General features: G+C 72.8%; 15 protein-coding genes. 7 read left to right on the top strand and 8 right to left on the bottom strand.

Translation table 11 applies throughout. The features are described from left to right. Positions 1 to 635 precede the first annotated feature (635 nt). Together disA and radA are read right to left on the bottom strand one after the other, a co-directional pair. A complete protein-coding gene (gene disA, locus ACZ6TD_RS22450) occupies positions 636 to 1,694 on the bottom strand; it encodes a DNA integrity scanning diadenylate cyclase DisA (RefSeq protein WP_044581604.1) in 1,059 nt (352 codons plus the stop codon). A gap of 315 nt (positions 1,695 to 2,009) precedes the next feature. After that, entirely contained in the window at positions 2,010 to 3,434 is a 1,425-nt protein-coding gene (radA, locus tag ACZ6TD_RS22445) for a DNA repair protein RadA (protein ID WP_471356729.1), read from the bottom strand. A 305-nt stretch (positions 3,435 to 3,739) separates the two neighbouring features. Here radA and ACZ6TD_RS22440 point away from each other — a divergent pair, with 305 nt between their 5' ends. Continuing rightward, positions 3,740 to 5,452: a BACON domain-containing protein gene (locus ACZ6TD_RS22440; RefSeq protein WP_471356726.1), complete on the top strand. Its 1,713-nt coding sequence runs from the start codon at positions 3,740 to 3,742 to the stop codon at positions 5,450 to 5,452. A gap of 436 nt (positions 5,453 to 5,888) precedes the next feature. Here ACZ6TD_RS22440 and ACZ6TD_RS22435 read toward each other — a convergent pair whose 3' ends face one another. Further along, the gene (locus tag ACZ6TD_RS22435) at positions 5,889 to 6,833 is read right to left on the bottom strand and encodes a DUF3109 family protein (protein ID WP_471356725.1); all 945 of its coding nucleotides are present in this window, start codon (positions 6,831 to 6,833) and stop codon (positions 5,889 to 5,891) included. Between the two features lie 128 nt (positions 6,834 to 6,961). Here ACZ6TD_RS22435 and ACZ6TD_RS22430 point away from each other — a divergent pair, with 128 nt between their 5' ends. The 4 genes from ACZ6TD_RS22430 to ilvD all read left to right on the top strand — a co-directional run bounded on the left by ACZ6TD_RS22430 (position 6,962) and on the right by ilvD (position 11,498). Further along, on the top strand, positions 6,962 to 7,891 hold the full coding sequence (locus tag ACZ6TD_RS22430) for a Ppx/GppA family phosphatase (protein ID WP_471356723.1): 930 nt from the start codon (positions 6,962 to 6,964) through the stop codon (positions 7,889 to 7,891). A 97-nt stretch (positions 7,892 to 7,988) separates the two neighbouring features. Next, the gene (locus ACZ6TD_RS22425; protein WP_471356721.1) at positions 7,989 to 8,834 is read left to right on the top strand and encodes a sugar phosphate isomerase/epimerase family protein; all 846 of its coding nucleotides are present in this window, start codon (positions 7,989 to 7,991) and stop codon (positions 8,832 to 8,834) included. Further along, positions 8,831 to 9,460 (top strand): TetR/AcrR family transcriptional regulator, encoded by a 630-nt coding sequence (locus tag ACZ6TD_RS22420; RefSeq protein WP_471356718.1) that lies wholly within the window; start codon positions 8,831 to 8,833, stop codon positions 9,458 to 9,460. The genes ACZ6TD_RS22425 and ACZ6TD_RS22420 overlap by 4 nt, the downstream gene beginning before the upstream one ends. Positions 9,461 to 9,647: 187 nt before the next feature. Further along, entirely contained in the window at positions 9,648 to 11,498 is a 1,851-nt protein-coding gene (gene ilvD, locus ACZ6TD_RS22415; protein ID WP_471356716.1) for a dihydroxy-acid dehydratase, read from the top strand. A 38-nt stretch (positions 11,499 to 11,536) separates the two neighbouring features. Here ilvD and ACZ6TD_RS22410 read toward each other — a convergent pair whose 3' ends face one another. Both ACZ6TD_RS22410 and ACZ6TD_RS22405 read right to left on the bottom strand, forming a co-directional pair. Then, a complete protein-coding gene (locus ACZ6TD_RS22410) occupies positions 11,537 to 13,750 on the bottom strand; it encodes a protein kinase domain-containing protein (RefSeq protein WP_471356714.1) in 2,214 nt (737 codons plus the stop codon). 75 nt (positions 13,751 to 13,825) lie between these two features. Then, positions 13,826 to 16,171 carry a protein kinase domain-containing protein gene (locus ACZ6TD_RS22405; protein ID WP_471356713.1) on the bottom strand — a complete coding sequence of 782 codons (2,346 nt, stop codon included), beginning with the start codon at positions 16,169 to 16,171 and terminating at the stop codon, positions 13,826 to 13,828. 119 nt (positions 16,172 to 16,290) lie between these two features. Between ACZ6TD_RS22405 and ACZ6TD_RS22400 the strand changes: the two genes are divergently transcribed. Continuing rightward, the gene (locus ACZ6TD_RS22400; protein WP_471356710.1) at positions 16,291 to 16,623 is read left to right on the top strand and encodes an SH3 domain-containing protein; all 333 of its coding nucleotides are present in this window, start codon (positions 16,291 to 16,293) and stop codon (positions 16,621 to 16,623) included. Between the two features lie 148 nt (positions 16,624 to 16,771). Here ACZ6TD_RS22400 and ACZ6TD_RS22395 read toward each other — a convergent pair whose 3' ends face one another. Together ACZ6TD_RS22395 and ACZ6TD_RS22390 are read right to left on the bottom strand one after the other, a co-directional pair. Beyond that, the gene (locus tag ACZ6TD_RS22395; RefSeq protein WP_471356708.1) at positions 16,772 to 18,295 is read right to left on the bottom strand and encodes a SulP family inorganic anion transporter; all 1,524 of its coding nucleotides are present in this window, start codon (positions 18,293 to 18,295) and stop codon (positions 16,772 to 16,774) included. A 178-nt stretch (positions 18,296 to 18,473) separates the two neighbouring features. Next, positions 18,474 to 18,860 (bottom strand): hypothetical protein, encoded by a 387-nt coding sequence (locus ACZ6TD_RS22390; RefSeq protein WP_471356706.1) that lies wholly within the window; start codon positions 18,858 to 18,860, stop codon positions 18,474 to 18,476. Between the two features lie 333 nt (positions 18,861 to 19,193). On the opposite strand from ACZ6TD_RS22390, the gene proC reads away from it, so the two are divergent. Beyond that, positions 19,194 to 20,003, top strand: coding sequence for a pyrroline-5-carboxylate reductase (gene proC / locus ACZ6TD_RS22385; protein WP_471356703.1), 810 nt, complete (start codon positions 19,194 to 19,196; stop codon positions 20,001 to 20,003). A 16-nt stretch (positions 20,004 to 20,019) separates the two neighbouring features. Here proC and trpS read toward each other — a convergent pair whose 3' ends face one another. Continuing rightward, the gene (gene trpS, locus ACZ6TD_RS22380) at positions 20,020 to 21,039 is read right to left on the bottom strand and encodes a tryptophan--tRNA ligase (protein WP_471356700.1); all 1,020 of its coding nucleotides are present in this window, start codon (positions 21,037 to 21,039) and stop codon (positions 20,020 to 20,022) included. Positions 21,040 to 21,549: the final 510 nt, after the last annotated feature.

Raw genomic sequence — 21,549 nt, 5'->3', positions numbered from 1 at the left:
GGGGCTCCGCCCCAGACCCCGAAACCGGGGCTTCGCCCCAGACCCCGGGCCGGGGTATCCGCTCCAGCCTCCGGGCCGGGGTATCCGCCGCAGGGCGCGGACCGGGGCTTCGCCCCGACCCCGAAACCGGGGCTCCGTCCCAGCCTCCGGGCCGGGGTATCCGCCGCAGGGCCCGGACCGGGGCTTCGCCCCAGACCCCGAAACCGAAACCGGGGCTTCACCCCAGAACCCGGGCCGGGGTATCCGCTCCAGAACCCGGGCCGGGGTATCCGCTCCAGAGCCCGGGCCGGGGCTCCGTCCCGGCCCCCGGAGCGGGGTTCCGTCCCAGGCCCCGGGCCGGGGTTCCGTCCCAGGCCCCGGGCCGGGGCACCTGCCTCAGGCCCGGGCCGGGGCCCCGTCCCAGCCCCCGGAGCGGGGCTTCGCCTCAGGGCCCGGGCCGGGGCTTCGCCCCTTCCCGCGGTATCGATATGCGGCTCCGCTGTGTGGCGGGGCACCGCCCCAGACACCGGGGTCCAGGGGCGGAGCCCCTGGTAGCGGGAAGGGGCGGGGAGGGGAAAGCAACGCCATGCGGCCCGCAGCGTGGTCCGCCGGACACCCCGTAGACGTAGACGTAGACGTAGACGTACGGCTCTGGGCTAGACGTACCGCTCCAGGATGGACGACTCCGCCAGCCGCGACAGCCCCTCGCGGACCGAGCGGGCCCGTGCCTCGCCCACACCGTCCACCATCTGCAGATCGTCCACGCTCGCGGCCAACAGCTTCTGCAGGCCCCCGAAGTGCTCCACCAGCCGCTCGATGATGGCGCCCGGCAGCCGCGGCACCTTGGCCAGCAGCCGGAAGCCGCGCGGCGAGACGGCGGAGTCGAGGGTCTCCGGCGAGCCGGTGTACCCCAGCGCCCGCGCCACGATGGGGAGTTCGAGCAGCTCGGCGTGGGTCAGCCGGTCCAGCTCGGCGAGCGCGTCGGCCACCGTACGGGTGCGCTTGGCGGTCGGCTCGGGCACGTAGTCCCGCACCACCAGCTCACGCTCGGGCTCCACGCCCGCGATCAGCTCGTCCAGTTGGAGGGAGAGCAGCCGGCCGTCGGTGCCCAGCTCGACCACGTACTCCGCGATCTCGGTGGCGATGCGGCGGACCATCTCCAGCCGCTGCGCGACCGCGCTCACGTCCCGGACGGTGACCAGGTCCTCGATCTCCAGGGCCGAGAGCGTGCCCGCCACCTCGTCGAGGCGGAGCTTGTAGCGCTCCAGGGTGGCCAGCGCCTGGTTGGCGCGGGAGAGGATCGCCGCCGAGTCCTCCAGGACCCGCCGCTGACCGTCCACATACAGCGCGATCAGCCGCATCGACTGGCTGACCGAGACCACCGGGAACCCGGTCTGGATGGAGACGCGCTGCGCGGTCCGGTGCCGGGTGCCGGTCTCCTCGGTGGGGATCGCCGCGTCCGGGACCAGCTGCACCCCGGCCCGCACGATCTTGGTGATGTCCTTGTCGAGGACCAGCGCGCCGTCCAGCTTGCACAGCTCGCGCAGCCGGGTCGCGGTGAACTCGACGTCGATGACGAAGCCGCCGGTGCACAGCGACTCGACGGTCTTGTCGGTGCCGAGCACGATCAGCCCGCCGGTGTTTCCCCGGAGAACGCGCTCGAGGCCGTCGCGCAACGCCGTGCCGGGCGCGACCGCGCTCAGGGAGGCACGCATCAGACCGTCGGCCTTGCCGGGTGCCGATGCCCGGTCGCCTGCTGCCACTGCACTCCTCCGTCGCAAGGTCTGTCGGTGCCACGAGTCGCCCTGCCATGCCGATGCGCGAGGCCACGTATGGGCGAGACCAGGGCAAAGTCTACCGGCGGCCACCGGCCTCCCGTGGGGTCTCCCGGCGTACGCCCGTAGGCGTGAAGCGGAGTGCGGCTCAGCCCGGGCCGTGCGCCACCCGGCGCACCGGCCCCCGCCGTACGCCCTCACCAGGGCACTCGGCCGCGCTCCCGCCACCGCCCCGGTGACGCCTCGCCCACCATGTCAGCCCCGGTCGTCCGCCTCCACCCGGGCCTTCTCGCCCCGCTCCCGGCGCCGCGGCAGCACCCGCAGCGCGTCCCCGATGTCCGCCACCTCCAGCACCCGCATCCCGTCCGGGATCCGGCCCGCGTCGCCCGGCACCAGGGCGTGGGTGAAGCCGAGCCGGGCCGCCTCCGCCAGCCGCCGCTGCACCCCGGTGACCCGCCGGACCTCGCCCGCGAGCCCCACCTCGCCGATCGCCACCAGGTTCTTGGGCAGCGGGGTGTCACTGGCGGCGCTGGCCAGCGCGAGCGCCACGGCGAGGTCCGCGGCGGGTTCGGACAGCTTCACCCCGCCCACCGTGGCGCTGTAGATGTCCCGCTTGCCCAGCGCGCTGATCCGGCCGCGCTGCTCCAGCACGGCGAGCATCATCGAGACCCGGGAGGTCTCCAGACCGGAGGTGGTGCGGCGCGGTGAGGGGATCTGGGAGTCCACGGTGAGCGCCTGCACCTCGGCCACCAGCGGCCGGCGGCCCTCCAGGGTGACCGTCAGACAGGTGCCCGGCACCGGCTCGTCGCGCCGGGTGAGGAACAGACCGGAGGGGTCGGCGAGCCCGGTGATGCCCTCGTCGTGCAGCTCGAAGCAGCCGACCTCGTCCGTCGCCCCGTAGCGGTTCTTCACGCCCCGGACCAGCCGCAGCCGGGCGTGCCGGTCGCCCTCGAACTGCAGCACGACATCGACCAGATGCTCCAGCAGCCGGGGCCCGGCGATGGCGCCGTCCTTGGTGACATGCCCCACCAGCAGCGTGGACATCCCGCGCTCCTTGGACGCGCGGATCAGTGCCCCGGCCACCTCGCGCACCTGCGCCATCCCGCCCGGCGCGCCGTCGATCTCGGGCGAGGCGACGGTCTGCACCGAGTCCAGGACGAGCAGCGAGGGCTTGACGGAGTCGAGATGGCCGAGGACCGCGGCGAGGTCGGTCTCGGCGGCGAGGTAGAGGTGCTCGCTCAGCGCGCCGATGCGGTCGGCGCGCAGCCGCACCTGACTCGCCGACTCCTCACCGGTGATGTAGAGCGTGCGGTGCTCCTCGGAGGCGGCCTTGGCCGCCACGTCCAGCAGCAGCGTGGACTTGCCGACCCCGGGCTCCCCGGCGAGCAGCACGACCGCGCCCGGGACCAGCCCGCCGCCGAGCACCCGGTCGAGCTCGTCCACGCCGGTGCCCCGCGCGGTGGCCTGACGGCCGTCCACCTGGCCGATGGGCAGGGCGGCCGAGGTGACCCGGCCGGGTGCGGTGGTGCGCACCGCGGGCGCCCCGTACTCCTCGACGGTGCCCCACGCATGGCACTCCGGGCAGCGGCCGAGCCACTTGGCGGTGGTCCAGCCGCACTCCGTACAGCGGTAGGAGGGCCGGTCCTTGGCGGATGAGCGGGACGAGCTACGGGCAGCCATGCCGTAACGCTAGCGTCGGTCACCGACAGAGCCGAACGGCGCCGGTCACGGCCCTCCTCGTCGGTCCCTCATCGGCCCCTCGTCGGTCCCTTCGTCGGCCCGTTCAGCTGCCCGTTCGCCGGCCCGTTCGTCGGCCCGTTCGTCGGCCCGTTCATCGGCCCTCCGGAGGGCGCCGGGCGCATAGCAGGTTGTGGCCGCCGGAGGGGGACACCTGTCCCCTTATGAGGGAGATGGTCACCCGTAAGGGTTAAAACAGTGCAAGTGGCGCGAGGAAGTCTGCATCATCCGCCTACCGTCGCCGGGTGATGAGCAGCAGGTCCGAGCACTCGACACAGCCCACCGGCGCACAGCGGGCGCGGCGCCGTGCGCCCCGCTCCACCAGCACCCGCCCCCAGCGGCCTCCGGAACGCTACGAGCCGTACCTGGACGGCCTGTTCACGTACTGCCTGTCGGCCCTGTGCGAGCACGACGCCGCCGCCGTCGCGGTGGGCGACGTACTGGCGGTGGCCGAGCGCCGCACCGGCCGGGGGCGGGGCCGGGGCACCGCGGAGGGCGAGCTGTCCCGCCCCTGGCTCTACGCGGTCGCCCGCTGGGCCTGTCTGCGCAAACTGGCCGAGCGCCGCGGCCGTACGGGGACGGACACCCCGGGCGACGGCGCCGGGGCCGAGCTGCCCGAGCCCATCGCCGCCGAGCGCCGCCGCGAACTGGCCGCGCTGGCCTGGCCGGAGGCCGCCGGGACCTCCGCCGAGCAGCGCGAGGCCCTCGAGCTCGCGGTGCGCCACCGGCTGGGCCCCTCCGAGGTGGCCGCCGTGCTCGGCAAGGACCAGGAGGAGACCCGCGCCCTGCTCTCCAGCGCCGCCTGTGAGGTGGAGCGGACCCGCGCGGCGCTCGCCGTCGTCGAGCTCGGCCACTGCCCGGTGGTCGCCCGGCTCGCGGGCGACACGCAGGTGCTGCTGTCCGCCGCTCTCCGCCGTGAGCTGGTGCGCCATGTGGACGACTGCCGCGAGTGCCGCCGGATGGCCGAGCGCGCCACGGCCGACGGGCCCTGGCCCGGTACGGCGGCCGCGCCCGCCGCGCTGCCGGTGGTGGAGGCCCCCCGCGCCGCCGTGCACGCCGCGCTGCTGAGCGCGCTGGGCGGACGGCCCGCCCGCGCGGCCGCCGGGCCCCGGTTCGACCGGCGCGGCTTTCCGCTGGAGCCCCAGGACCGGGCCGCCCGCCGCAGCCGGATGCGCAGCCGCGTGATGACCACGACGGTGGTCGCCACGGTCGTGGCGGCCCCGGTGCTCGCCCTCTGGGCCGCCTACCGGGGCGCCCCGCTCGCCGGTGACCAGCGCGACACGGACTCGGTGGCGGCCGCCGACGCGGACGGCGCGGACCAGGCCCCGGCCGGTCAGGACCGGCCCGCCCGGCGCTCGTACGAGCAGACCGGCGGCGCGCAGGACCGTTCCGGCACGCGGATCGGCTCCGGCCCGCGGAGCGCCAAGGCGGGCCGTGGAGCGTCGGATGTGTCGGTCGAGGTGATCGACGCGGACGGGACGGTGGAGCGGCCGGGGCACAAGGGCGGCGAGGCGTCCCGCCCGGACGGCTCCCCGGCCGGTGGCGGCCGCCCCGGGGACGGCTCCGGACCCTCCCGGCCCGCCCCGGGACCGGGACGGCTCACGGTCACGGCCCATCCCGAGGGCGATGTGACGGTCATCACCCTCACCGCGTCCGGCGGCTCACCGGTGCACTGGTCGGCCTCCGCCGGGGCGCCCTGGCTCCGGCTGAACCACACGGCCGGGGTGCTGCGGCCCGGCGACTCCACCACCATCACGGTCTCGGTGGACCACGATCGGGAGCCGGCCGGTCACTGGAGCGCGCGGGTCTCGGTGGACCCGGCGGGCGCGGTGGTGCTGATCGAGGGCCGGGGTACGTCCCCCGAGCCCACGCCCACCCCCACGGGCCCCTCCGACCAGCCGACCCCGGCCTCGAGCGACCCGACGCCGACGCCCTCCGGTCCGACCACCGCGAAGCGCTGACGCGATGCGCTCTCGCGTGGACCGGACACGTCAGCCGGACGGCGGCCCCGGACGCGCGTCGACGGCGGTTCCGGAGGCGTCGGACGGCGTGATCGGTCACCTCGACCGGTGGGCCTGGACGCGCCGACCGGCGGGTCCAGGGGTGTCCGCCGGGTCGTGATGCCCGCGGCGGGCTGCTCCCCTCCCCGCCCCTTCCCGAAACCGGGGCTCCGCCCCAGACCCCGAAGCCGGGGTTGTGCTCCGGGCGTCGGGCCGGGGTTGTGCCCCAGACCCCGGGGTCCAGGGGGCGGAGCCCCCTGGTTACGGGAAGGGGCGGGGAGGGGGAAGCATCGATATGCGGCTCCGCCGCGTGGCCCGCCGGACACCCCGTAGACGCGCCGGGTCGTGATGCCCGCGGCGGGCACGACGGTCCGCCCATGCCATCGGCACAGCCGCGTCAGTCGGCCGGATCGGCCGGATCCGCCGGATCGGCCAGGTCCGCCGAAGCGCCCGGATCCACCGGAGCGACCGGATCCACCGGAACCCCCGGGTCCGCCGGATGCGGTGCCAGCAGCGGCAGCGACGACGCCATGCGCTGCTCGCACAGCTCGGCCAGCCGGTCGTACCCGGCCTTGCCCATCAGTTCCGTGAGCTCCGGCCGGTACGACCGGAACACCGGCTCCCCGGCCCCGTGCGCCGAAGTGGCCGAGGTGCACCACCAGTGCAGATCGTGGCCGCCCGGCCCCCAGCCGCGCCGGTCGTACTCGGCGATGGTGATCCGCAGCACCCGGGTGTCGTCCGGCCGGTCGATCCAGTCGTAGGACCGGCGCACCGGCAGCTGCCAGCACACGTCCGGCTTGGTCTCCAGCGGTTCGCGCCCCTCCCGCAGCGCCAGGATGTGCAGCGCGCAGCCCGCGCCGCCCGCGAAGCCCGGCCGGTTCTGGAAGATGCACGAGCCCTTGTGGCGCCGGGTCTGCCGCTCGCCGTCCTCGTCCACCTGGACCCACCCCGAGGCGTGCCCCTCGTCGTGGAACTGCCAGATCTCCGGGGTCAGCCGGGCCATATGGCGTCCGACCCGCGCCTCGTCGTCCTCGTCGGAGAAGTGCGCGCCCAGCGTGCAGCAGCCGTCGCTGGCCCGCCCCGCCTGGATGCCCTGGCAGCCCTGGCCGAAGATGCAGCTCCACCGGGAGGTCAGCCAGGTCAGATCGCATCGGAAGAGCTGCTCGTCGTCGGCCGGATCGGGGAATTCGACCCATGCGCGGGCGAAGTCCAGGCCGACCTCGTCCTCGGGGCTCGGGGCGTCCTCGGTGCCCTCCGCCCCGGACGGCATCGGCTCCTCGGCCGCCCACTCCGGGGCGGCCTTCCGGCGTTTGTCCTGCTTCGCCTTTTTCGTCTTTGCCACGGTGCAAGGGTAGGCGCCTTCGGCGCGAAGCCGGAGGTGGGGACCGCACACGTCCCCGGCGCGGCTCCTGCGCGAGATCGCGGGGGACCTGTGCATGACACCGAGGTGGGCGCAGTAGCGTTCACGTTATGAGACTCGGTGTCCTCGACGTGGGTTCGAATACGGTTCATCTGCTCGTGATGGACGCCCACCCCGGCGCGCGCCCGCTGCCCGCGCATTCGCACAAGGCCGAGCTGCGGCTGGCCGAACTCATCGACGGGGCCGGTGCCATCGGCCCCGAGGGCGTCGACCGCCTGATCGCGGTGGTCCGGGAGGCGCTGGAGGCGGCCGAGGACAAGGGCGTCGAGGACGTCCTGCCGTTCGCGACCTCCGCCGTCCGCGAGGCGTCCAACGCCGATGAGGTCCTGGCCCGGGTCGCCGAGGAGACCGGCGTACGGCTCCAGGTGCTCAGCGGCGCGGACGAGGCGCGGCTCACCTTCCTGGCGGCCCGCCGCTGGTTCGGCTGGTCCGCGGGGAAGCTGCTGGTCCTGGACATCGGCGGCGGTTCGCTGGAGATCGCGTACGGCATGGACGAGGAGCCCGACGCGGCGGTCTCGCTGCCGCTGGGGGCGGGCCGGCTGACCGCTTCCTGGCTGCCCGGCGATCCGCCCGACCCGGCGGACGTACGGGCCCTGCGGCGCCACGTGCGGACCGAGATCGCCCGGAGTGTCGGCGATTTCAGCCGTCACGGGACGCCGGACCATGTGGTGGCCACCTCCAAGACCTTCAAGCAACTGGCCAGGATCACCGGCGCCGCACGCTCCGCCGAGGGGCTGTACGTGGAGCGCCGGCTCACCCGCCGGGCACTGGAGGAGTGGGTGCCCAAACTGGCCGCCATGCCCACCCGGGAGCGGGCCGAGCTGCCCGGCGTCTCCGAGGGCCGGGCCGGGCAGCTCACGGCCGGGGCGCTGGTGGCGGAGGCCGCCATGGACCTGTTCGACGTGGACCAGCTCGAGATCTGCCCGTGGGCGCTGCGCGAGGGCGTGATCCTCCGCCGCCTGGACCATCTGCCCACCTGACCTGAGGAGCGTGACCGAGGCCGGAAAGCGGCGGCCGTTCCGCCGCGATGGCCGCCGCGGTTCGGTTACGGAGAGCAGCCGCCGTACGCTGTCCCTCGTGACAGAGCCAGTGGTGCGCATCCCGGATGCGAAGGTCGCGCTGTCCACAGCCTCGGTCTATCCGGAGTCGACGGCGACGGCCTTCGAGATCGCGGCACGCCTGGGCTACGACGGCGTCGAGGTCATGGTGTGGACCGATCCGGTCAGCCAGGACATCGAGGCGCTGCGTCGGCTCTCGGACTACCACCAGGTGCCGATCCTCGCCGTGCACGCCCCCTGTCTGCTGATCACCCAGCGGGTCTGGTCGACCGACCCGTGGGTGAAGCTCCAGCGGGCGAGGGCGGCCGCCGAGAAGCTCGACGCGTCCACCGTCGTGGTCCACCCGCCGTTCCGATGGCAGCGGGCCTACGCCCGCGAGTTCGTCCGCGGAATCTGGCGGATGGCGGACGAGACCGATGTGCGGTTCGCGGTCGAGAACATGTACCCGTGGCGCTATCGCGACCGCGAGATGCTCGCGTACGCCCCGGGCTGGGACGTCACCCAGGACGACTACCGCCACTTCACGATCGACCTGTCGCACACCGCCACCGCCCGTACGGACGCGCTGGGGATGGTGGACCGTATGGGCGACCGGCTGGCCCATCTCCACCTCGCGGACGGCCAGGGCTCCAACAAGGACGAGCACCTGGTGCCGGGGCGCGGCACCCAGCCCTGCGCCGAGCTGCTGGAACGGCTCGCGGCCGGCGGTTTCGACGGCAATGTGGTCGTCGAGGTCAACACCCGGCGTGCCATGTCCACGACCGAGCGCGAGGCCGATCTGGCGGAGGCCCTGGCCTTCACCCGGCTGCACCTCGCCTCGTCGACCCCGTCCACCCGGCCGAGCAGGGCGGTGCCCGGTTCATGACCGCCGCCGCATCCGGGTCCGCCACACCCCCGCGCAAGCGCGGCCGCCCGGCCCGTACGAGCGCCTCCGACGGTCCCGCCGCCCGCGACCGGATCCTGATCGCGGCGCGCAACGAGTTCGCCGAGCGCGGCTACGACAAGACCTCGATCCGCGGCATCGCCAAGGCCGCCGAGGTGGACCCGGCGCTGGTCCACCACTACTTCGGCACCAAGGAGCAGGTCTTCGAGGCCGCCATCGAGCTGATCTTCGCCCCCGCCATGGGCGTCCCGGACGCGGTGCACGGCAGCCCGGAGGGCGCGGGCGAGCGGATGGCCCGCTATATGTTCGGCGTCTGGGAGAACCCGGTCAGCAGGCTGCCGCTGCTCGCCGTGATGCGCTCGGCGCTGACCAACGAGACCGCCGCCGCGGTGCTGCGCGGCATGATCGAGCGCCGGGTGCTGCTGCGGATGGCGGGTGAGCTGGACGTCCCGAACCCCGAGTTCCGGGCCCAGCTCGCGGCCGGGCACCTGATCGGGATCGCGATGCTGCGGTATGTGATCCGGATGGAGCCGATGGCCTCGGCGGAGACGGACGACATCGTGGCCATGGTGGGGCCGACCCTCCAGCGCTATCTGACCGAAAGCTGAATCGAAATCCCCGCCGGCCGGGCATGAACGGGCCGATCGCTGACCGAGAGCTGATCGGTCCGTTCCGCTCAGTGACCCGGCCGTCTCTGGATCCGGACGGACCATCCGGATCCGTGGACACAGGCGTAGGCTCGGGAGACTCCGATCCGATCCGCAGGACGCACGTATCACGAGGGAGCCGAGCACCGTGCCCGAGCTGAGGTCTCGCACCGTCACCCACGGCCGCAACATGGCGGGCGCCCGCGCCCTTATGCAGGCTTCCGGCGTAGCACGCGAGGACTTCGGCAAGCCGATCGTCGCCGTGGCCAACAGCTTCACCGAGTTCGTCCCCGGCCACACCCACCTCCAGCCGGTCGGCCGGATCGTCAGCGAGGCGATCCACGCGGCGGGCGGCATTCCGCGCGAGTTCAACACCATCGCCGTGGACGACGGCATCGCCATGGGCCACGGCGGGATGCTCTACAGCCTCCCCTCCCGCGACCTGATCGCCGACTCCGTGGAGTACATGGTCGAGGCGCACTGCGCCGACGCGCTGATCTGCATCTCCAACTGCGACAAGATCACCCCCGGGATGCTGATGGCCGCGATGCGGCTCAACATCCCGACCGTCTTCGTCTCCGGCGGCCCCATGGAGGCGGGCCGGGCCACGCTCGTCGACGGCACCGTCCGCAAGCTGGACCTGATCAACGCGATCTCGGACGCGGTCAACGAGAACGTCTCGGACGAGGACATCCTCCGCATCGAGAACAACGCCTGCCCGACCTGCGGCTCCTGTTCCGGCATGTTCACCGCCAACTCGATGAACTGCCTGACCGAGGCGATCGGCCTCTCCCTGCCGGGCAACGGTTCGGTGCTGGCCACCCACACCGCCCGCAAGGCGCTCTACGAGACCGCCGGCCGTACGGTCGTGGAGATCACCAAGCGCTACTACGAGCAGGACGACGAGACGGTTCTGCCGCGCTCCATCGGCTCCCGCGCCGCCTTCGAGAACGCCATGGCGCTCGACATCGCCATGGGCGGCTCGACCAACACGATCCTGCACCTGCTGGCCGCCGCCCAGGAGGCCGGTCTCGACTACGACCTCAAGGACATCGACGAGGTCTCCCGTCGGGTGCCGTGCCTCGCCAAGGTCGCCCCGAACGTCGCCCCCGGCGGCACGTACTACATGGAGGACGTGCACCGCGCGGGCGGCATCCCGGCGATCCTCGGCGAGCTGTTCCGCGGCGGGCTGCTGAACGAGGACGTCCACTCCGTGCACAGCTCCTCGCTCGCCGACTGGCTCAAGACCTGGGACGTGCGCGGCGGTTCGCCGTCCGCCGAGGCCGTCGAGCTGTGGCACGCGGCCCCCGGCTGCAAGCGCTCCGCCACCGCCTTCTCGCAGTCCGAGCGCTGGGACTCCCTGGACACGGACGCCGCCGGCGGCTGCATCCGCGACATGGAGCACGCGTACTCCAAGGACGGCGGGCTCGCCGTCCTCAAGGGCAATCTGGCCCTCGACGGCTGCGTGGTGAAGACGGCCGGCGTGGACGAGTCCATCTGGACCTTCGAGGGCCCGGCCGTGGTCTGCGAATCCCAGGAGGAGGCCGTCGAGCGGATCCTGGGCAAGCAGGTCAAGGAGGGCGACGTCGTCGTCATCCGCTACGAGGGCCCCAAGGGCGGCCCCGGGATGCAGGAGATGCTCTACCCGACCTCCTTCCTCAAGGGCCGGGGCCTGGGCAAGGCGTGCGCGCTGGTCACTGACGGCCGCTTCTCCGGCGGCACGTCGGGTCTCTCCATCGGCCACGCCTCGCCGGAGGCGGCGTCCGGCGGCACCATCGCCCTGGTCCGGGACGGCGACCGGATCCGCATCGACATCCCCGCCCGCTCCATCGACCTCCTGGTGAGCGAGGAGGAGTTGGCGGCCCGCCGCGAGGAGCTCGGCGGCGTCTACGCCCCGAAGAACCGCGAGCGCAAGGTGTCCACCGCGCTGCGCGCCTACGCGGCGATGGCCACCAGCGCCGACAAGGGCGCGGTCCGCGACATCAGCCGCCTGGGCTGACGTCGCGGGGCATCAGCCGCCCCGGGGGACGTCGCGCATCAGCCGCCCCGGCTGACGTCCATCCCGGACGCCTCCAGGGTGTCGTACCCGTAAACCGTGGTGAGGGCGTCCCCGCTCAGCGTCAGCTCGGCGGGGATGCCACCGGGGTCCGTCCGCGCCTTGGTCCGCCACAGCACCCGGCCGTCCCGGCGGTCCAGCGCGACCACCCGGCCCGCGGCGGTGGCCAGATACAGCGCGTTCCGGCGCCCGGACACTACGGGCGGGCCCAGCCACTCCACCTGCGTCGCCTTGCTCCACAGCCGCTTTCCGGCCGTGGTGACGGCGGTGACCTCGCCGTTCTGCCGGACGAAGTAGAGCGTGTCGCCCACCAGGGTGGGCGTGATCTGCTGGGCGGAGAGCCCCTCGGGCAGCCTCACCCGGCGCTCCCGTCCCCCGTCCGTGCCGAGGAAGAGCAGATCGGTGTAGTCGTCGGTGTCGTGGTCGCGCTGCTCCAGACAGAGCAGGTCGCCCGAGCGCTCGGCGAGGAAGGAGCCCATGGCGAGCGTGCCGATCCGCCGGGGTGTTCCCGTGGTGGGGGCGAGGGCGTAGAGCCGGCTCGGAGTGTTCGGGTCGCCCTGGTCCTCCAGCGTTTGGCAGTCGGCGAGGGGGCGTCCGGCCACCACCTCGGGGCCGCAGCTCAGCCCGTGGCCGACCCGGCGCGACCAGAGCGTGCCACCGGTGCGCACGTCCACCGCCTGGAAGGTCTCCTCGTCCCAGCTCTGGGTGAGCACGGCGGGGTGGCGGCCTCGCTGGAACACCGCGCCCTGGTACGCGCTGCCGATATCGGTCTTCCAGACCCGCTCCCCGTCGCTGGTGCGGTAGCCCTCCAGCCGGGCGGTGCCGTCCGACTTCTCCACGGTGCCCAGTACGAGACCGTCGGCCACTCCGATCAGCTCGCTCGGCTTCGCCGACCGGTGCCAGGCCACGTGCCCCCGGACGTCCAGCCGGGTCAGGGCGATCCCGGAACCACCGCAGTACAGATCCGTGCCCGAGGGCAGACAGCGGCGGCCGGTCGGCCCGCTGATCGAGCGCGGGGTGCCATCGCCCCTGGTCACGATGTCGGTGCCGGGCCCGGCGAGGGTGCGCTGCCAGGGGCGCCAGCCGGACGGGAGCGAGCCGTTCGCCGACGAGCGGGTGGTGGGGCGGGCGTCCGGCTCGCCCTCGGGTCCGGACCCGGCCCGGAGGACGACGATCGTTCCCACGACGACGGCGACCAGGCCCGCGGCGGCCGCGGCGGCCACCAGGGGGCGGCGCGTGAGGCGGGCGCGGCCCGGCGCCCGGCCGACTTCGGTCGGCGCGGCGGCGTCGCCTTCGTCGCCCTCGCCAGTGCCGCCGCCCGCGTCCGTGACGTCCTTACCGTCGTCGCCGTCCTTACCGCCGTCGTTGTCCTTACCGTCGTCACCGTCGTCCTCGGGCAGTGTCCGCAGCCGCTCCAGCAGCTCGTCAAGACCGGGGCGCGCGGACGGGTCCTTGCTCAGGCAGTCCGCGACCGCGTCCCGCAGCGGTCCGGTCACCGCGTCCAGCGCCGGGGGCTCGTACACCACGTGATAGGCGGTCATATACGGGCTGTCCGCGTCGAACGGGCTCTGGCCGGTCGCCGCGTACACCAGCACCGTCGCTAGCGAGAAGACATCGGACTCCGGTCCGACCTCGCGCGGATCGCGCAGTTGCTCCGGCGACATGAAGGGGGGCGTGCCCATGACCCGGCCGGTCATGGTCAGGGTCTGGTGGTCGGCCGCCCGGGAGATGCCGAAGTCGATGACGCGGGGGCCCTCGTCGGACAGCACGATGTTGGCCGGTTTCAGATCCCGGTGCACCACACCCGCCCGGTGGATGTCCCGTAGCGCCTCGACCAGCCCGATCGCCAGCCGCCGCAGCTCGGCGCCGCGCAGCGGACCGTCCGCCGCGACCTGCTCGGCGAGGGTGCGGCCGGGGACGTACGAGGTCGCCATCCACGGCAGGACGGCATCGGGGTCCGCGTCCACGACGGCCGCGGTGAACGCGCCGCTGACCCGCCGGGCGGCCGCGACCTCCTGGCGGAACCGCGCCCGGAACTCGTCGTCGTCGGCGAACTGCTGATGCACCACCTTCAGCGCCAGCCGCCGCCCCGACTGCGACCGGGCCAGATACACCGTGCCCATCCCGCCACGGCCGAGCCGCCGTTCGAGTGCGTAGCCTCCGATGGACTCCGGGTCCCCGGCGCGCAGTGCCATTCCTGTCTTCTCCCACCGACCCACGATCCGGCGGTCACTCTAGGCCCGGCTCGCGCCGGGGGCCCGTGGCGCCGCTCACCAACCGGCCGGATTCCGCCCGTCCACGGCGAAGAGCGTGCCGTCCGGGGCCGTCGCGAACACCTTGCCGTCCGCCACCACCGGCGCGGGCATCAGATCCAGGAAGCCCTGACCGGCCGCGCCCCCGCGTGAGCGGGTCTCGCCGATCACCTCGCCCCGCTGGGCGTCCACGGCCAGCAGTCGGCCGTCCGCCGCCGAGAAATACAGCCGGCCGTCCGCCGCCACCAGCGGCGAGGCGTTGGAGACCGAGGTCTCCAGGCGCCAGAGCCGCGCCCGCGCCGAGCCCTCGCGCGCGGTGTCGACGGCCACCAACCCGCCGTCCGTGCCCAGCACATACACCCGGTCGCCGCTGGTGACGGCGCTGAGCGCGGACACCGGCGCGGACAGCGCGACCCGCCGCGCCGCGCGCCGCTCCGGGTCGTAGCGGACCACGGCGGTGGTGCTGGTCCTGGCATCCGTCTCGGTCAGCAGCAGCACGCCACCGGGGCCGCTTCCGGCCGGGGTGAGGTTGCCGCTGAGCGAGGCGTGCCAGCGCGTCGTACCGCGCACCGTGTCCACCGCCGTGACCAGCGTGTGCGAGCCGTCGCCCGCGGTGGTCACGGCGTACGCGGTGCGGCCGTCGCCGTACGAGAAGAAGACGGGCCGGGCGTGGCCGGGCAGCCGATGGCTCCAACGCTCCTTGTTCGTCGCGCCGTTCACCGCCGTGACCGTGCCGTCCGGCGTGACCAGCAGCACGGTGTCGCCCGAGGAGTAGACCCCGCCCTGGTAGCGGGACACATCGCGGCTCCAGCGGACCCGGTGGGTCGTGGGGTCGAGCGCCCGCAGCCGCCCGCCGTCCGGGGACACCGTCCGCACCAGACCGCCCGCGACCACGGGGGCGGAGATCGTCGCGCCGTCCCCGGGGCGCGCCGCCGCGGACGGCCGCGACCAGACCACGCGCCCGTCGTCCGGATCGACCCGGGCGGTCTCGACTCCGCGCCGGGCGCAGTACAGCGCGCCCGCTCCGTACGAGCAGAACGCGGGCCGCGCCCCCGAGCCCGCGGCCGTTCCGGTGTCCAGCCCGGTCGTCCAGGGGCGCCACGCCTCCGCGGTCGCCGCGCTGATCCGCGGCCGGCCGCCGCCGGAGGAGTCCGTGCCGTCGAACGGGCGCAGTGCGACGACCGTGCCCGCGCCGAGCAGCACGACGGCCGCGAGCCCGGAGAGGGCCCACCGCCCGATCCCCCGGCGCCGCGCCCCGGGCTCGCTCGGCACCGACTCGGGCTGGTCCGCGGCCGGTTCCGGCCCGGGAGCCGCCTTCACATGCGTATCGGGAACCGCGGAATCGGGGGCCGCCGTATCGGGGGCCGCCGTTTCGGCAGGAGCCGCCTTCACATGCGTATCCACGGCGCCGTCGTCCTGCCCCCAGCGCACACCCGGCAGCGAGTGCGGCTCCGGCGTCCGCTGCTGCGGCACCAGCGGAACGGGCCCGCGCGGCACCGGCGACTGGAGTCCGTGGACGGCGCGCAGGACCGTCATCAGGGCGTCGGGCGTGGGGCGGTCCTCGGGGTTCTTGGCCAGACACCGCTCGACCAGCGGCAGCAGCTCGTCCGGCACCCCCGCCAGATCCGCCTCGTCGTGCACCACCTGGTACGCCACGATGTACGGACTCTCCGACTCGAACGGCCCCCGCCCGGTGGCCGCGTGCACCAGCACCGACCCCAGCGCGAACACATCCGCCGCCGGGCCCACCGCCCGCGGCCGCTGGAACTGCTCCGGCGCCATGAACGGCGGGGTGCCGATCACCTTCCCCGTCTCGGTGCGCAGTTCACTGTCGGACGGCCGGGAGATGCCGAAGTCGATGACCTTCGGGCCGTCCGCCGCGAGCAGCACATTGCTCGGCTTGAGATCGCGGTGCACCACGCCCGCCCGATGGATGTCCCGGAGCGCCTCGGCGAGCCCCGCCGCCAGTCGCACGGTCTCGTCCGGCGCCAGCGGGCCGCTCCGCTTGACGTGTTCGGCGAGGGTCGGGCCGGGGATGTAGAGGGTGGCCATCCAGGGCCTCGGCCCCTCCGGGTCGGCATCCACCACGGGCGCCGTGAACGCGCCGCTGACCCGCCGGGCGGCCGTCACCTCCTGCCGGAACCGCGCCCGGAACTCGGGGTCTTCGGCGAGCTCGGCATGGACGACCTTCACCGCGAGCCGCCGCCCCGAGGGCGAGCGGGCCAGATGGACCACGCCCATGCCGCCGGATCCGAGGCGCGCCTCGAGCCGGTACTGCCCGGCGTACTCCGGATCCTCCGCTTCCGGGCCCGTCCCGGCTCTGCGCACCGGCGGCATGCCCCACCCCCGTGAATTCGGCCGCATTCGCGACTCGGCGAGCCTAGTCGATGGCACGTGCGAGCCTTGTTAACCTCCGCATGTCGTGTCACTTCACACGACATGTGCACAACTTCGGAAAGAAGTTCAACGGGGGAGGGGCCGTCATGGCCATCGAAGAGACCGCGGAATCCGTAGCCACCACCGACGCCACGGACACCGTCGCGGACACTGTGGAAACCACCGCCGGAGCGATCACCTATCCGGTCGCGCCCGGCTACCAGGTGAACGTCCGCAGCGGGCCCGGCACCAACTACCGGCTCGTGAAGGTGCTGCCGTACAACAGCCGGGTCCCCATCCGCTGCCAGCGGCACGGCCAGAAGGTCTCGGGTCCGTACGGCACCTCGGACATCTGGGACAGCATCGCCCCGGGCCAGTACGTCTCCGACGCGTATGTGAAGACCGGCAGCGACGGCTTCGTCACCGTGCCCTGCGGCTGAGCCGTGCCCCGCGGCCGACCCACGGCCCGGAGCGCAGCCGGCCCCCGGCACCGCGAGTGCGGTGCCGGGGGCCGGGCGACGGACGGGGGTCTTCCCCTTATCCGGGGTCTCCCTCTTGTACGGGCGTCTCCCCCTTATACGGGTGCCGTTATGCCGGGACCCGCTCCTCGAGGGTGGCGTCCCGCTTGACCACCGCGTTGTGCCGCTCGGTCCAGGTGGCCAGCGCCATCTCGCAGGCGTGGTCCACATGGCGCAGCCCGGTCAGGTCGAGCTCCACCTCGCGCTCGCGGGGCAGCCCCTCCAGCTCGTCCAGCAGCTTGGGCAGCCGCAGGAAGGTCGCGTTGCCGCGCACCCGGACGTGCAGGGGCTGGTCGCCCTCCTCGTCCTCGCGCCCGGTGACCTCGACATGCACATGCGAGGTCTCCCAGGCGGTCTTGGCCACGGCCATCAGCAGACCGATGATCACGCCCTCGAACATATTGGTGATCACGATCGCGCCGGCGGTGACGATCAGGATGATCGCCTCACCCCGGTGGGCCTTCCACAGCGGCACCAGGTCCTTGGTCGGGATCAGCTTCCAGCCGGAGTACACCAGCACACCGGCGAGCGTCGCGATCGGGATGACGCCCAGGGCCGAGGGGAAGAGCACCGCGAAGACCAGCAGCCACACACCGTGCAGCACCCGCGACGCCTTCGTCTTCGCACCGGCCTGCACATTGGCCGAGCTCCGCACGATCACCGCGGTCATCGGCAGCGCGCCGAGGACACCGCACACCGTGTTGCCCGCGCCCTGCGCCATCAGCTCCTTGTCGTAGTCGGTGCGCGGCCCGTCGTGCAGCCGGTCCACGGCGGCGGCGCTGAAGAGGCTCTCGGCGGAGGCGATCAGCGTGAACGCGAGCACGGTGCCGATGACGCCCACCTCGGCGAGGGCCTGGAACTCACTGCCGCCGGGCGGCTGGACGGCGTCCAGCAGGCCCTTGACCTCGACCCGCGCGATCGGCAGGTCGAAGATCGCGGTGACGGCTGTGGCGAGCGCGACCGCCGCCAGCGGGCCGGGCAGCACCTTGGCGCCCTGGCGGAAACGCGGCCACAGCACCAGTACGACGATGGTCCCGGCACCCACGGCGACCGCCTTGAGGGCGTCCGCGGAACCGGCCACATCTCCGATGAGCTCCGGAATGTGGAAGATCTTGTCCAGTCCGCTGCTCGGCGCCTTGGCGTCGGCCAGCGCGTACAGCTGTCCGGCGATCAGCACCAGGCCGATGCCCGCGAGCATGCCCTGCACCACGGCGACGGAGATCGCCCGGAACCAGCGGCCGAGGCCGAGCGCGCCCATGGCCAGCTGGAGCAGTCCGGAGACGAGGACGAGGACGCCGAGCGCGGCGACGCCGTATTGCTCCACGGCCTCGTAGACCAGCACGGTCAGACCGGCGGCCGGGCCGGAGACCTGGAGGCTGCTGCCCGGCAGGAAGCCGGTGACCAGCCCGCCGACGATGCCGGTGATCAGGCCGAGTTCGGCCGGCACGCCGGAGGCGACCGCCACCCCCACGCACAGGGGGACGGCCACGAGGAAGACGACGAGAGAAGCGGTGAAGTCGGCGCGGAAGGTTCCGGCGCCGGATGAGCCTGAGGTGCCTCCGGCACCACGGAAACGGTCAAGGAGATTTCGCATGAGGGTTGCCTCCAGTGCGCCCCGTCACCGGCTCATGGGCAGGCGGGGGCACGGCATAGCGCTACGTCAGTGGGATCGATGGAATCGGTCGCTGGCGGTTGAGATCGCTTGCTGCGAGACGCGTGAAAAGCGTTGCGATGTGCGTGAGAGGGACCGCCGGGCTACGGCGGTGTAGCTCTCAGCAGCGGAAGATCTGGAGGATGACGGGCAGTTCGCCCGATCTCGACACCGGAACGGCTTGCCGTCCGGTGACCGGTGCGGAGATGGCGGTACGCGGCACCGGAACACCGGCATCGCAACCGCACACACATCCGTATTTGCCGCTCGGTGTGGGAGCGGAGAGCGGGGCCCTTCCGCGGAGCCCCTTGCAATCTTCAGTTCCGTGGTCGCCGTGCGCGGATACCCATGACTCGGTGGTCGGCCGCGGATCGGCTGGCGCGGTGGCACTGACCGTTTCGGGATGGATGACCTGCGCTGACGCGCAATCGGCGGCGATGAAGAGGGCAAGCAACACGGCAACCGCCGTTACCAGTGCGTGAGCGGTATGCCGGATCGTCCTCACCATCGCCCCCTTCCCGTACGTATAGACACCGAGCCCTATTGTGTCCATGAAGCCGTGACCATTTGCAAGTTGATATGTAACCAACTTGTGAACTCGGAGTCATCGAACAGGACTGTTTGGTTCCGGGCGCCCTGGTTGGCGCGGGCGCAAAGCGGCCTCCCCGTCGCGCCGGACGGCGCGTAAAAATTAATTCATCGAACGATGAATAAGAAATGCATAAAAGCCAGGAGGAATGGGCCACCCGTGCGAGGATGGCGGAGAAACACCTACGCAGCACCCGCACGGAACCGTACGCAGCACCCGCACGAGCCGCACAGGCATGAGGAGAGCCGCACCATGACGGAGAAGGTCGCCGTGCTCGGCACGGGAAAGATCGGCGAAGCCCTTCTCAGCGGAATGATCCGAGGCGGCTGGTCGCCGTCCGACCTGCTGGTCACGGCCCGCCGCCCCGAGCGCGCCGCGGAGCTCCGGTCGCGCTACGGCGTCGAGGCCGTCTCCAACGCCGAGGCCGCCAAGGCCGCCGACACCCTCATCCTCACCGTCAAACCTCAGGACATGGGCGCCCTGCTCGATGAGCTCGCCCCGCACGTTCCCGCCGACCGGCTGGTCGTCTCCGGCGCAGCCGGCATCCCCACCTCCTTCTTCGAGGCGCGCCTGGCCGCCGGCACCCCGGTCGTCCGGGTCATGACCAACACCCCGGCGCTGGTCGACGAGGCCATGTCCGTCATCTCGGCGGGCAGCCACGCCACCGAGGAGCACCTCGCCCACACCGAGGCGATCTTCGGCGGCGTCGGCAAGACGCTCCGCGTCCCCGAGTCCCAGCAGGACGCCGCGACGGCGCTCTCCGGCTCCGGCCCGGCCTACTTCTACTTCCTGGTCGAGGCGATGACCGACGCGGGCATCCTGCTGGGCCTGCCCCGCGACAAGGCCCATGACCTGATCGTCCAGGCCGCCATCGGCGCCGCGGTGATGCTGCGCGACAGCGATCAGCACCCGGTCAAGCTGCGCGAGGCCGTGACCTCCCCGGCGGGCACCACCATCAACGCCATCCGCGAACTGGAGAGCCACGGAGTGCGCGCCGCGCTGATCGCCGCGCTGGAGGCGGCCCGCGACCGCAGCCGCGAACTCGCCTCCGGCAACAGCTGACGGAGAGCCGCTCCGCTCAGGCGGGTGGCAGCAGCCCGACCGCCGCATACGCCTCGTCCACCCGGGGCCGGGCCAGCCCACGCGCCCGCTCGGCCCCGGCCCGCAGCACCCCGTCCACATACGACGGATCGGCGCACAGCTCGGCGTGCCGGGCCTGGAGCGGACGCAGCACCTCCAGCACCGCCTCCGCCGTCGCCCCCTTCAGCGCCCCGTACGAGGAGAACTCCTCGGCCAGCACCTCCGGCTTGCCATCGGTGCACGAGGCGAGCACATCCAGCAGATTGGCCACCCCCGGCTGCTCCGTCCGGTCGTACCGCACCTCGGTGCCGCTGTCCGTGACCGCCCGCATGATCTTCTTCCGCACCGCATCCGGCTCGTCGAGCAGATAGACGATGCCTGCCGTCTCCGCGTGCGACTTCCCCATCTTCGAGGTCGGGTCCTGCAGATCCATCACCCGCGCCGAGACCCGCGGACTGGTGGCCCGGGGCACGGTGAAGACCGGTCCGTACCGCTGGTTGAACCGCTGCGCCAGATCCCGGGCCAGCTCCACGTGCTGCGTCTGGTCCTCGCCGACCGGCACCTCGTGCGTTCCGTAGACGAGGATGTCGGCGGCCATCAGCGCCGGATAGGTGAGCAGCGACAGCCGTACGCTCCCCCCTCTCGCCCGCTCCCGCGCGGACTTCTCCTTGTACTGGATCATCCGCCGCATCTCGCCGTCGGTGGCCGTGCACTCCATGAGATAGGACAGCCGCGCGTGCTCATCCACATGGCTCTGCACGAACAGCGTGCAGAGCTCGGGGTCGAGCCCCGAGGCCAGCAGCAGCGTGGCGGCCTGCCGGGTGAGCCGCCGCACCCGCGCCGGATCGTGCTCCACCGTGAGCGCGTGCAGATCGACGACGCAGAACAGCGCGTCGGCGCGGTGCTGGTCCTCCTGAACCCACCGGCGTACGGCCCCGAGGTAGTTGCCGAGGGTCAGATGCCCGCTCGGTTTGATCCCACTGAAGATCCGGCGCCGTGCCGTCTTCGTCTCTGTCATCTCTCCGCGTCTCCCGCTGTGTCGGGACCGCCGACCCGGCCGGCCGGGCTTCGCGGGAGGGAGAAACGCGAACGGCCGCCGGAGCGGCGGCCGTGGTTGCGCATGTGCTGATAGGGCGGCCGCCGTCAGGCGGCCCACCACCGTGGGTGTACACATGCGCTCGTCATGCCATAGACAGTACGCCCCGACGCGGGGGCCGGCCATGGGTTTGGTGGTCCTCGGGGCGTCGTGTACTGTTCACCGAGTTGCCACGGAGCCCTGCGGGGAAACGCGACGACCACTCGAGCCGCACCTGCGGCAAACCACTCTTGCACGGCCCCTCATCGGGATGGATTTCGGCATGCCGGAATTCGGACCGGGGAACTCGATTATGAGCATCCGGGGGAATCCGCTAAAGTAGTGGACACGCCGGAAGGCGCGAAAGACCCCGCTCCAGCAGGGGGCCGGAAACGGAATTCGGATCGGAAACGACCGGAAATCGGATCTGGTAAGGTTGGAAACACCGAAGGG

The organism is Streptomyces yongxingensis, from assembly GCF_055597465.1.
Note: the sequence above shows the minus strand (reverse complement) of the source record. Positions and strands in the feature narration are given on the sequence as shown.